Origin of the sequence: Aquibium carbonis (genome assembly GCF_003970795.1) — a bacterium.
Taxonomy (GTDB): Bacteria; Pseudomonadota; Alphaproteobacteria; order Rhizobiales; family Rhizobiaceae; genus Aquibium; species Aquibium carbonis.
The window spans coordinates 1-12,283 of the sequence record NZ_RWKW01000082.1 but is presented as its reverse complement, the minus strand read 5'-3'; the positions used below and the strand labels follow the sequence as shown (position 1 = coordinate 12,283).

Annotated in this window: 9 protein-coding genes; 4 read left to right on the top strand and 5 right to left on the bottom strand. The window is 59.3% G+C overall.

Annotated features, from left to right (window positions below):
- Window positions 1–36 precede the first annotated feature (36 nt).
- The 3 genes from EJC49_RS19565 to EJC49_RS19555 all read right to left on the bottom strand — a co-directional run bounded on the left by EJC49_RS19565 (window position 37) and on the right by EJC49_RS19555 (window position 3,608).
- Window positions 37–1,668 (bottom strand): DNA cytosine methyltransferase, encoded by a 1,632-nt coding sequence (locus EJC49_RS19565; protein WP_126701623.1) that lies wholly within the window; start codon window positions 1,666–1,668, stop codon window positions 37–39.
- A gap of 357 nt (window positions 1,669–2,025) precedes the next feature.
- Window positions 2,026–2,766, bottom strand: coding sequence for a hypothetical protein (locus EJC49_RS19560; RefSeq protein WP_126701622.1), 741 nt, complete (start codon window positions 2,764–2,766; stop codon window positions 2,026–2,028).
- 5 nt (window positions 2,767–2,771) lie between these two features.
- Window positions 2,772–3,608, bottom strand: a complete 837-nt coding sequence (locus EJC49_RS19555; RefSeq protein WP_126701621.1) for a ComEC/Rec2 family competence protein — start codon at window positions 3,606–3,608, stop codon at window positions 2,772–2,774.
- A gap of 34 nt (window positions 3,609–3,642) precedes the next feature.
- On the opposite strand from EJC49_RS19555, the gene tnpA reads away from it, so the two are divergent.
- Genes tnpA through tnpC form a run of 3 tightly spaced genes read left to right on the top strand, consistent with a single transcriptional unit; the run spans window position 3,643 to window position 6,085 of the window.
- Window positions 3,643–4,122, top strand: a complete 480-nt coding sequence (gene tnpA, locus EJC49_RS19550) for an IS66-like element accessory protein TnpA (RefSeq protein WP_126701620.1) — start codon at window positions 3,643–3,645, stop codon at window positions 4,120–4,122.
- The gene (gene tnpB, locus EJC49_RS19545) at window positions 4,103–4,456 is read left to right on the top strand and encodes an IS66 family insertion sequence element accessory protein TnpB (RefSeq protein ID WP_126701619.1); all 354 of its coding nucleotides are present in this window, start codon (window positions 4,103–4,105) and stop codon (window positions 4,454–4,456) included. Before tnpA ends, tnpB begins: the two co-directional genes overlap by 20 nt.
- Before the next feature lie 54 nt (window positions 4,457–4,510).
- Window positions 4,511–6,085, top strand: a complete 1,575-nt coding sequence (gene tnpC / locus EJC49_RS19540; protein WP_126701618.1) for an IS66 family transposase — start codon at window positions 4,511–4,513, stop codon at window positions 6,083–6,085.
- A gap of 43 nt (window positions 6,086–6,128) precedes the next feature.
- On the opposite strand, the gene EJC49_RS19535 is transcribed toward tnpC, so the two are convergent.
- Window positions 6,129–6,458, bottom strand: coding sequence for an MBL fold metallo-hydrolase (locus EJC49_RS19535; RefSeq protein ID WP_126701617.1), 330 nt, complete (start codon window positions 6,456–6,458; stop codon window positions 6,129–6,131).
- A 655-nt stretch (window positions 6,459–7,113) separates the two neighbouring features.
- Window positions 7,114–9,288 carry a hypothetical protein gene (locus EJC49_RS19530; protein WP_126701616.1) on the bottom strand — a complete coding sequence of 725 codons (2,175 nt, stop codon included), beginning with the start codon at window positions 9,286–9,288 and terminating at the stop codon, window positions 7,114–7,116.
- Window positions 9,289–10,800: 1,512 nt separating this feature from the next.
- Here EJC49_RS19530 and EJC49_RS19520 point away from each other — a divergent pair.
- A partial coding sequence (locus EJC49_RS19520) for an AAA family ATPase (protein WP_148106316.1) occupies window positions 10,801–12,283 on the top strand: 1,483 nt, incomplete at its 3' end.

Here is a 12,283-nt window from a genome sequence, read left to right as displayed (position 1 = left end):
GGCAATGCCGGAAAGCACGGCGACCATGGCCGCCAGCTACACCACGCGGTGGGACACGATCTTGGCAGTCGTCTCGGCCCACTTCGCTGCTCCCTTCCAGCCGTTAGCGGCGACTAGGTCATGCAGGGCAGTCCCGACACTAACAGGTGTAGGGGTAAGGACGGGCGGCATCCGGAACTGATCCAGAACCCCGTCCCGGAACCCGATGAAGGCGACCCTTGGACGTGCTTGGGCAAGCCCGTAGTCGTGTGCATAGAAGCTGAAGACCTTGCTGTCATATCCCATCCCAGCGAAGAGATCGTAGAGTTCAGCGCGATACGCGGCGTTCTTGGTGAAATTGAATCCTTGCACGTTCTCAAAGAAGAATGCCCGGGGCTGCACTTCCTTCACGACGCGGACCGCCTCGAGAAAGAGGTCTCGGTGATCTTCACGTCCCTTCTGATGACCGATGCTGGAATGGCCTTGGCAGGGTACGCCTCCCGCGACCAAGTCTACCCGACCGAGATACTTTCTGAAGTCGATTGCCGAGACGTCAGCTTGGTGGACAGGTCCCAGCGGGTAGTTTCTGTTTAGCGTCCGCACGGCCGATTTGTCGCGTTCATAGATCCCAATGGCATCAAAACCCGCGGCGTGTAGGCCAATAGCCTGACCACCTGCGCCGGCGCAGATTTCAAGCGACGCGAGACGGACGGACGGCTCCCCTAGAAGGTGGGATCTCTGGGTCGGAGGCAAAATTGCTTTCCTCCTGGGGAGTTCCACTTCTTCGAAAAGCCAGACGACACTTTCTACGATGCGCCGATCGAGATAGTCGTGCTCGGGATCCTGCGGACGGTTGTATTCCTCGTCCCAGTCTTGGAAGCGTCCCTCCATAAGGTCGCGAAGGGCATCCAGGGCACGGGCAAGAGAGACGGCCTCGTCCGGAACACCGTGGAAATCGTACAACCATGGCGCGGGAAGGTTGGCGGTATCGAACGTGTCTACAAAGCGCGCCACGCATGCCGCAGCCGCAGTTTTCAGATACTGTGCAGTCTCCTCCAACCAAGATGCGAACGTCATGTTTACCCCGTCCGGCATCTCGCCTTGGTAGAAATCGAGCAGAGTGCGCGCAAACGGGAGAAAGTCGCCTTTGAAGGTCTCGATACGGCGAGCCGCTAGACTTCTCGATGCAGCGTCTAGGGCCTTGCGTCGGGCAATCTCGCGTTTCGCCTCCGCATCGAGGTTCTGTTCGGTAAGCTGTCGCCGGATGCGGCCGATACTGCTTTCATAAATGGGCGCTCCCGCGGCAAGCCGCGACAGAGCGGTCTCCCTCGTTGATGGGTCCGCGGCGGCGAGAGCACGAATGACACCAAAGGATAATCGGTGTTCGACAACCGTCTCTGCTGCGCCATCAACCAGCAGCGATGACCGGACTGAAAGGTATGTCTTTGCCTCGGATGAGCTAATGCCGCATTCAGCACTCAAAAACCTTTTCATCCGCCGCTCGGGCAGTCGGGCGGCCTCTGCATCAACCAATTCGGCTATTTCGAGATGGGCCTTAGTGATGCGCGTCTGAAGGACCTGAATCCGCCGCGCGATCTTGCCTAGCCGGGTGTCGACATCTGTATCCTCGGGAACAACGGGCAGTCGCGGTTCAACAGCGTCAAGTGCATCAGTATTGTGGAAGTTCATTTGGCTACCCCTCACGAGAAGGGGCTACATGAAGGGCCCTGACAGTCGCTGAAATTGGCTGACAAAATGCCAGATATTCCGGAAACGTCTTCGAAGGAATTTATCTCAGCTGCATCGGCTGGTGTTCCCAGGTGCAGGCGCCTTAGCTTGGCGAGGAGGCTGGAACGTGGCCGGCCGGAAGTGAGAAGCTCGCTGGTGAGCCACCGCTATGACACCGCTTCACGGGCAAACTTTGCCTGGTCAGCTTTCGACCCCATTTCGGTCATTGGCGACCGGCGTGATCTATGTCTGCCATTTAGATCAAAACGGACCCTCGTTTGGCACTGCTATGACTGGGTCACTGCGTGCGGATCGAGCCTAAGATTTTTCTTTGGACATTACCGGCTTCTTGGCCAGCGTTTCCGAACTTAGGATCAGCTGGCGAGCGTACTGATCGGATGCAGCCACAACACTTCTGAGCGTCACAACAAAGAAAAAATAGAGTGCGTGTACCGCGGCAAACGCACCGATCATCGCCACCTGCTTGAGCGTGTCGGCTGAGAATTTGTCGAGGTAGAGGATGACGCCGCAGGCCATGAGTACCGCGAGGTTCAGGGCTAGCGCCGCCCACTTGATGCCATAGAGGTTTCGACGAAACCCATAGGTGACGTTCTCTTCAAAGAGCAGCTTGAACTGTCCGTGATCGCGCGTGTTTTCGCGCAGCCAGTTGTCAGCTCTGATGTAATAGGCGCGAGCGGCGGCGGGGTCCTGAGCTTCTTGCTTGGCTGTTGGAGCTCTTTCGCCGATCAGCTCACTGACGAACTTTCGGTAGCGCTCCTGAGTGGTCGGGTCAAAGGTCTTGTCGGAGCGCATCAGGAGTGTGTTGCTCGGTATCCCGCCGGTCGCCTTGAAGATGTTCTTTTCAGTCCGTTTGCCCATCCGTCGCGCTAGGTCGGCGAAGGCGAAAAAAAGTACCCCGACTGCCACTGTGGTGATGACCTGCGGCAGGCTTAACGTGTCCCAGGACACAGTCACGGCGATCAACGCAATGAACGGCGAGATCGCGAGGATGGCCGGGAAGAGGCGGGCGCGAATGATGTAAGCGTCGAGGAAGTCCATCTGCCCTATTCTTCAAAGTATGGGACGAACGGTTCATGCGCCACAGGGACCTCGTTAGGCCGCCGGGGCAAGTCCATGGAGCGATGGCGCTTCCAGGTGTCGCGGGTAGAAACCACACCGTAGCCGCGTCGTAGAAAGGCGTTCTGCACGCGTTTTCGCGGGTATTGGGGCTTGTTCCTGCCCACAGAACAATAGGCATGGCCGACGATCACTCCCTCAGACACTATCCCGCCCAGCCAGCGGTTGAGGACCGAGGGGGTGACGTTTCTGCGGCTGCCGTGATGGGGAACCTGGACGATCTTGGGGATCTTCAAGGTTCCTAAGTAGGCGGCAATGTCCGCCGCTTCGCCGAGCGCTATAGGGCCCGCGTCGGCGGTGAGGAGAATGTCGTCGCCGCTCAGGGTAGCCTGCTGCACCAGACACGACTCGTTGGCTGGTGTGCATGCCGGCGGATGTTCATCGAGCTGATCTGTGCCCCAAGTCTCGAAGAAGGAAGCGATCGCTTTGGCTGCCTCGACAAAGTAGCGAGCGAGCCCCCTCGGTTTGTCAGGCGCCACGTAGCTGATGGGCGTGCGGCTGAACTGCGGGATCAGCTCTAAGTAGCGGTCCTTCACCGGCGCCAGCACGCGGAAGGCACCGATCTGCGTTCCAGCAAAGGCTTCGTGCACCTGCGTTCCCTTGCTGATGGCCAGGTCTTCCAAGTCGGCGAGCAGCTGGTACTCGGATCGGATCGCCGCCCGCAGCCCTTGTTCAGTGTAGTTGCCGTGAAAGGCGTTGATGGTGTCGGACGTGTGTAAGCGCGAATTTCTCCGCACCTTTTTTGGTTGAATTTGCTGCGGCATGAGGTGTCCACCAAAATGAGGTGGACACCAGGTTATGGAAGATGACGGGCGGAAATTGCGGGTGACGGCAGTGCATCCGAGTGGGCGGCGGACGTTTGATCCGGCATCGAAGGCGCGTCTGATCGAAAGCTGTTTGCAGCCCGGAGCGTCGGTTGCTCAGCTTGCCTTGGATCACGGGGTCAATGCGAACCTTCTGTGGAAGTGGATACGCCAGCACCGGCTGACGAGAAAGGAAACGGCGGTGATTGCGCCACCTTCCACGCCGGCGTTTATCCCGGTTGAGATTGAAGGGACTGCGAATGAGGTTGTGACGAGGCAGGACAGATTGCTGGACTTGCGGTCCGACGAGCCGGGAGCTCGGCTTCCGAAATCTGAGGCGCGCGGCTTGTTTTCCAGTCCGGCCAAGGTGAGCGCATCGCTGCCGAACGGGGTGACGCTGATGCTGGAATGCGGTGACGAGCGGTCGGTGAGCGCGGTGATCGGAGCGTTGGGTCATGTTCAGACTGGGCGCTGATCTTCAAGTCTACCTGCATCGCGAACCGATCGACTTCCGGGCGGGGATCAACAGCCTTGCGGTTCTGGTCCAGGAGACGATGGCGCTCGATCCATTTGCTCCAGCAGTTTTTGCTTTCTGCAATCGCCGTCGCGACCGTATGAAGCTCCTGTTCTTCGATCGATCGGGTTTTGTGCTGGTCCTGAAGCGGCTGACCGAGGACAAGTTCCGATGGCCGCGCCGCGAAGCAGCGGTGGTCACGCTTACGACCGAGCAACTGCACTGGATCCTCGACGGCATCGATATCGATGCGATGGTCCGCCATCCGGTGCGGCAATATCAGGTTGCCGGCTGACAGCTCTCGAATTCCGATGTTGACGCGGCGGCATGCTTTCGATTCAAGAATCCGATGAATCGAACCGGCGAACCGACTGTCGAAGAGCTGATGGCGCGCATTGCAGCGCTGCAGGCGGAGAACCGTCAGCTCACGCAACGCGTTGTCAAGCTCGAGGAAGAGCTGGCGCTTGCACGACTGCATCGTTTTGCGCCACGCAGTGAAAAGCACGTTGATCGCATCTTCAATGAAGCCGAACAGGTTGCCGATGAGGATGAAGCCGACGGCGAAGATGGCGGTATCGTCGACCTGCCGGACACAGGGTTGCCGGCGATCGAGAGGGCGACGGGAAAGAAGCGCGGCCGTAGACCGCTTCCGGAAAACCTGCCGCGCGAGCGCGTCGAGTACGACCTTCCCGACGATCAGAAGGCCTGTCCTTGCTGCGCCGGCCGGATGCATCGCATGGGCGAGACCGTTACCGAGCAGCTTCATATCGAGGTGAAGGCGAAGGTCCTGCAGAATGTGCGGTTCAAGTATGCTTGCCGCAATTGCGACCGCACCGGCATCAACACGCCGATTGTCATCGCGCCGATGCCTGCACAGCCCTTGCCGGGCAGCATCGCCACAGCCTCGACGCTGGCCTTCGCGCTCATTCACAAATACGTCGACGGCACACCGCTCTACCGCTTGGCACAGGCCTTCGCGCGCGCAGGTGTTCCTGTCAGCCGTGGCGCTCTCGGCCACTGGGTGATCGGTTCGAGCGAAAAGCATCTCTCCCGCATCTATGACGCCCTGAAGCTGCGGCTGAGATCGCAACCCCTCATCCATGGCGACGAGACGATGGTCCAGGTGCTGAAGGAAAAGGACAGAGAGGCCGCCAGCACCTCGTACATGTGGGCCTATCGCAGCGGCGAGGACAGTGACGAGCCGATCGTGCTGCTCGATTATCAGCCGGGCCGCGGCCAGATACACCCGCAGACCTTCCTCGGCGACTACCGCGGCATAGTGATGAGTGACGGCTATTCCGCCTGGCGCACGCTGGAAGGGGCAACCCATCTTGGATGCATGGCCCATTCCAGACGGCGCTTTGTCGATGCCCTCAAGGCGAGGAAGAAAGGCGGCGGTCCGCCGGAACAGGCGCTCCGGTTCTTCGAACAGCTCTATCGGGTTGAAAGGCAGGCGCGGGACGAAAAACCGGATGACGGCGAAACGCAGGCCGACTACATGCGTCGCTTTCGCCAGAGACACAGCGTTCCGGTTCTGAACGCCCTCAAGGAATGGCTCGATAAAATCGCCCCGAAGGTCTTGCCGGACAGCAAGCTCGGCGACGCCGTGTCCTACACCTTGAACCAATGGGAATATCTGACGCGCTACGTCGAAGACGGCAGGATGCCGATCGACAACAACCTTCTCGAACGCGATATCAGAATCTTTGCCACCGGCAGAAAGAGCTGGCTGTTCAGCGACACCGTGGATGGAGCCAGGGCCAGTGCCGTCGTCTACAGTCTGATGCTGACCTGCCGCGCCGCACGCGTCGAGCCGTTAGCCTGGTTGCGCCACGTCCTCACCGAATTGCCGCAGCGTGCCGACGACGCCGATATCACCGATCTGCTGCCCTTCAACTTCCCCAAAACCACCACTGCCGCCTGATCCAACGCGACGCTTTCCCAAATCCGAATCCCGAAAGGCGGCGTCAACGTGCGGAGAAAATCGCGCTTACGGACGTGTAGAGCCACGGTCGGTTCATCCACAGGTGTCCGACTTGGAATGCCTTGAGTACAGTGATGAGTCCCGCAACGTGGTCGTTGTCGGCATGGGAAAGGACCATGTGGTCGATGTAGCCATTGGGCGCGTAGTAGGCGTTGAGGTGATCCACGATGGTCTGGCCGGTATCGGTGTAGCCGCCATCGATGACATGGATGACGAAGCCGTTTCGCGAGCCACCGAGAATGTCGCCGTAGCGAAGGCAGATGGCATCGCCATTGCTGTCCCCCACTGGCAGGAAATCAATCTCGTAGGACATAGGAAGCTCGATGCTGAGGTCCCCTTTGTGAATACAGAGACTAAGTATCCGCTTCAATGATTATTGGACTAATTTTCACACCTATCGCGTCTTTCACAGTGCATCTTCTTCGGATCGCTAAATGGTTCGCGGCCGAGCAAAAGTTGGGACGCGCTCTGTGGGGCAAGTCGAACCGCATACTGCCCACTCATCGACTTGGTAGCAGAGGCTTTCGTTCAAGGGAACGTCTCCTTCAGGCGCGAAGTAGTCGTGCGCATCTCAAGAACAGACAGTCTCCTTTCCACCCAGTGCGAGCTATTCAGGCGCACGCGGCGCGCTGTGCCGGAGACCGGCAGGTGTCGACCCCCTTTCTGACATCCATTGAAGGCGGATTGTGTCCCGAATGCAAACCATGGCCTTCTGTCACGGCGTGAGATTCTCATAGGAGCATCCGTCACGGACGAGGTCACCAGCGTAGTAGGCGGCGAACTCCGTGCCGTTGCCCAAGGTAGCGCTACGCCTAGTCTGGCCAAGGGCGGAGGAGAGCTTTTCGGTGAGACTAGCCGTGATCGGCGGGCTGTCCATCGCGTATCAGCTGCAGTTTACGGGTGTAGTTCAAACCTAATACCGCGGCCGGTTAGGCAACCGCTCTGGTTACCGACCCGCCGTGTCATCGTCATCTCGCGCTATCTTTGCCTGCCTGACGACGCTGGGCGCGCTTGCTCAACTTCGGTGTGAGTCCTCGAAACCCATTGGCTTTTGCCGCTAGGTAGGCGTCATCAATCTTCTTTAGCTGAGCGACAATGGGTGCCGGATCGACACCACAGGCGGTCGCGTATGCTTCGACCGTGATTGGATGCCGGATAATCGACCAATCCCACGCTAGAGTGTTCTCGTCGAGCGGGAAGACGCTTGGCACGACTTCCGCGACTTGGTCGAGAATCTTGAGCTGGAGCGGGGCGTCCATTTCGGCAATGAGGTCGTCGGCCGTCGGCACCTCGCCGGACCAGATCCTTTTGACCGCGACGCGGTTCAGAAAGCTCTGGCCCGGAGCAATCTGGTGGGTGTGAGCCAAGCGGTAGTATGGCACCTCAAAAAACCTACTCAGCGCTGACCAGTCGTAGATGTAGACACCCTCGAAAGGACCGGGAAGCTGGAATGTCTCATTCTGGAGGAGAATTGGCACGATCGCGAGGCCAGCAGCGTCGGTGCCGAAATTGTCGGTGACTATCTCAGGCCAAGTCTCCAAACCCTGCAAGAGCCGCTCCACCTGCTTGATGTCATCTTCCAGGCCCTGCACGAAATGGTAGGCCCGCACAGGGTCGTTGCCGGATAGCCCCTTGTTCTTGCACTCGATGAGGAGAAGCTTGTCGCCCCAGCCCACGAGGGCGTCATATTGATACTCTGCACCATCTCGCCACGCTGTGACGGCGCGGGCATCGAGGCCTTGCTTGCAAAGAAACTCGAGCACACGCGTCTCAAAAGCCGGCCCCTTTCGCTTGATCTGCACCTCCATTGAGGCCAGCAGCGAGGGGATAATGTTTGCAAGGCGAGGGCTTGAGACAGCGGCACCAACAACCAGCCAGTCGGTCTTCGTTCTAACGATCGGCGTGTCCCACAGGTCCCGCGACTTGCGACCGAAGCTTACCGCGTCGAGGAAGGCGTCGGCCTGGGCTGCCGCCAAGGACAACCGGGTCAGCAAGTCGACCAGTTCCTGACGGCTCGTGCGGAGGATCGGATCCGTCATGTCCGATCTCGTCTTAGCCCATGCGTCCAAGGCCATGTAACCGCGTACCCATTCGGATAACATCAGGCCGGCGTGCCGGCTCGTGTCCTGAGTGATATCGAAGCCGACGGCTTCGCTTAGGGATAAGGTCTGAGCGACTTCCTCGTCGCCGATCCACTCTGTTGGAAGAGCGGCGAGGGTCCCCGAGATGCCTTTGGCGGCAGACTGGACATTCGTCGTCGTGACCAGATCCCAGTGCGCAATCCCCTGCCTGTCGAGCGCCCGTTCGTTCGCCGCCCAGTCTACAAAGTTGGCATCGGCGGGACGGGTGAAGACTTGGGTGATCCGCGGCGAGAGGTTCGGCGGCAAAGTCCCGCCCGTTAGAACCTCGATCGATTGGTCGCCGAACAGGGCTTTCCGGTGAAGCCGTTCCCAACGCTGCCAGAAAATCCCCAACGCCTCGCATGGGCCATAGAGACCCAGATCCTCCTGCGTCGCCACCGGAAGCGCCGGTAGTTCCACCCATCCCGCCTTCGTGAAAAACCTGCCCCTGTAAGCCTCCATCTTTAGGAAGCCGCTTAAGCCTTCGACGATTGAGGTGAGAAGAGCGTCGAAGGACCTTGGCTCTCCGTTCTCGTCGGTCATGCTGATGCCGCCGGGCACGGAGAACTGCGCGCCGGAAGCAAGCGCGTCTTCCATCATACCTGTGACTTCGGCCAGTCGCTGTTCTGCGCGGGAGAAAGCGGCGCTCAAACGAGCTGGCGCTGGATGATTGAAGATTGGGCTGCGCTCAAGGGCGCCAAGGATTCTGAAGTATCCCTCCTCGGCATGACGAACGCTAGCGACGGCTGCATCAAAGGTCTGAAGATCAACATGAGGCGCATGGACACCAAGGGCCGTGCGAAGCGCGTCCAGAAAGCCGTCCCGAGCTGCCTGATCGTTTGGCTCCGGCCGCTGCAAGATTAGAGAACCCGCGCGGCGGATAAGGCCGGCGAGTTCGTCAACCAGTTCCTCGTCGGCGCCGATGCTGGCCAGCCGCGTGACCAGCGGCATTGCATCTCGAGTCACGGCAGCGTCACCGAATAAGCGCTGGCCGATCTTCTCGCGCTGAACTTCCTCACGCACTTCCGCCTCCCACAGTCGGCGCGGGACCGGAACGGGCCAGCGTTGAGACGCCGTTTTAGCGGCTCGCCAAGTTCTATAGTGCGATGGCATATAGCGTTTAGAGCATTTCGGCGGAAGGAGCTCATGGGGCGGCCGAACACGGATCATCACGAAAATCGGGTTGGGCCAACGAGAACGACATCGACGTACTCTACAAACGCCCTCTTTCAGCGATGTCGGAGAAGCGCTGTTCAGCAGCGATTAGTGCACGCGGTTTCTCCTGCACTTAACCCAAAGAACCACGTCTTCATCTGCTGTGGGTCGTGTTGATGATGATGCAGGGTTCGACGTCGACTATGCGCACGCATAGCCATGTCCGCTTTCGCTAGAAATCGGCTAGAAGCGGACAGGCAGAAAACCACCCCTGATCAGCCGTTGGCGCCCTGTTGCCTCTACAAATATGAAACTGATTTTCACGGGCAGTTTCAGAGCCTATAGCCAACGTATCCTTAGGGTGCACAGTCATCCAAGGTACCGCCCCTCAAGGTGCTTTTGGCATACAGCCATGACTGACGAGCTCTTGAGAGGCAGCACGGTGGCTTAGGGACCTTGGCTGCATCGACCGATCCGAAGAGGAGGCAAAGTTCGTCTTTGCTAGGTGTCTTTCAGATGGACTGCCACATTGCTTGGCCGGAATGAACTAAAGGAAGGCTGGAAGGTCCCGAAGCGGAAATGTGGCCGATGACCATAGATCTCGGTCCAGCTATTGACGCCACGTCATTCGTTCTCTATTCGTTCGCTTCATGAACCGAAGCTCGTTCCTCATACGCTGATCGATCCGCCGCCTGCCGAAACGCGGGCAAGGCTCATCGCGTATCGAGGAGTGACCCATGTCGGCGCTCGCATCTTCGCTTCTGGTCTCCCTGTCTCAAGTCCGCGCCCAAGCCGTGTCCAGGTCTTATCCGCCGCGCGGAATGGTTCGATGTAAAGGCGAACCTGCCTTTCGTAGCCAACTGGCTCGTGACGCTGGTTGCCTCCTCGACCTTGATGACGACGTGGACGCCTGGTCGTGCCTACCGTTGGCGTTAGGAGGTGATGAGTATCAGCACCTGCCTGACTTCCATGTTCGAAGAGGCGATCGTCATACCCTCCTTGACGTTGGACCGGCGCCCCCACCCGATTGGGCAGCCCGAGAGGCGTCAGAACGAGGCTATGACTACCACCATTGGACTTCGCTTGAGGTAAGGAGAGGTCATCGTCTGGGCAACGCCAAGGATCTACTCCGGTATGCTCGCTGGCGGTGCGCTCTCGGAGACCGAATTCGCTTGCTGGCCGGGCTTGAGGAATCGGGCACTCTCACCGTCGCCGAATGTCTGCCTGCTTTCAGGGAGACTCTGCCGATAGCGGGACTCGCCTCTCTCGTCCTCCATCGGTTTCTCGCAGTCGAACTTGACGAAGCGCCCATCGGGCCGAGCACCATCGTCCGTCAGTTCTCACGATAGCCAGCGACGCAATTCAAATTCGGGACTCGAAATGACGAAGAAGGCCTATTTCCAGAAAGCTGGTGTAACGCCAAAGAAGGAGAATTACTGGCGCGATCTGCGCAACGATGTGGGGAATTTCATCGCATACGCACAGCTGAAGCGGGCCTGCCGGAGCATTCCTCAAGTCGCTGCATACAGACCTGTTGTCATTGGCTTGGTCATTACCGAACGGAAGGACATCGAGCGGTATGACCAAGCAGCTCGGCGGCTTGCATACGGCTACTCGCATTCATATGGGAGACAGCGAGAAGCGTCGGTCACGACGATTTCGCTGGAGCTTGAGAAGAAGCGTTCGGCCCCCGGACTGGCAGAAGCCGTAGAAAGCAGGCGCTCGTTCGTCCTCGTGACTGACAGACAGTCGTTTCCAAAAGAGTTCGAAGCCATCGCCGACCTCGTGGCGGAAGTCGGCTGGCCGGACGCGAGACTCGTGGAGGAGGCTGTTCGCGCTTGCACGGGCATTCGGCTTAAGCCTGCGGACGCCGCATCTGCCGCCGCAGGTCCATTGATCGATTTGGCCGGAGCCTTCCGGCAGGGACGGACAGTTTCGCAGTCCATGAGCATTCTTGCCAAGCTGCGTGAGCCAAAGTCATCGAAGGCAACCGAGTCCGCAGACGAGCGCCTGAGTCTCGACGACCTCCCAGGCATGGGGGCAGCCGAGGAATGGGGCCGTCAGCTGGCGGCTGATCTGGTCGACTGGAGGGAAGGGCGCATTTCCTGGGACGATGTCGACCGCGGCGTTCTGCTTTCCGGACCTCCCGGCACGGGGAAGACCACGTTCGCGAGGGCGCTTGCAAAGACCTGCGGCGTGCCTGTCATCTTAGGCTCGCTGGCCCGATGGCAGTCCATGGGCCACATGGGAGATCTGTTGAAAGCTATGCGGAAAGCCTTCGACGAGGCGAGGCAGGCCGCGCCTTCGATTCTCTTCGTAGATGAACTCGATTCCTTCGGCGATCGAGAACGTATCGAGAGCACCTCCACTAACGCGCAGTACTGCAGGGAAGTCATCAACGGCTTCCTAGAATGCCTGGATGGTGCGGCTGGACGGGAAGGCGTGGTTGTAGTCGGTGCAACGAACTACCCAGGCGTAATCGACGCGGGCATCCTACGTCCGGGAAGGCTGGATCGGCACGTGGAGATCCCACTTCCAGATCTTTCGGCCCGAACAGCTATCCTGAAGCTTCATCTACGCGCGCCACTTGAGGTTTCGCAGCTCGAGCGTATCGCCGCGAGGACGAGTGGCTGGTCGGGCGCACGGCTGGAGCAGCTTGCTAGGGAAGCGCGCCGAAAGGCCAGGAAAGAGAGGCGCGCTGTCGCTGAGGAAGACCTGGTCTACGCGCTGCCACGGACGGTCAAGCTGTCTGATGATTTGCGATATCGGATGGCAGTACATGAAGCCGGCCACGCGGTGGTCGATCGTGTCCCACCGCGTGGTGTAGCTGGCGGCCATGGTCGCCGTGCTTTCCGGCATTGCC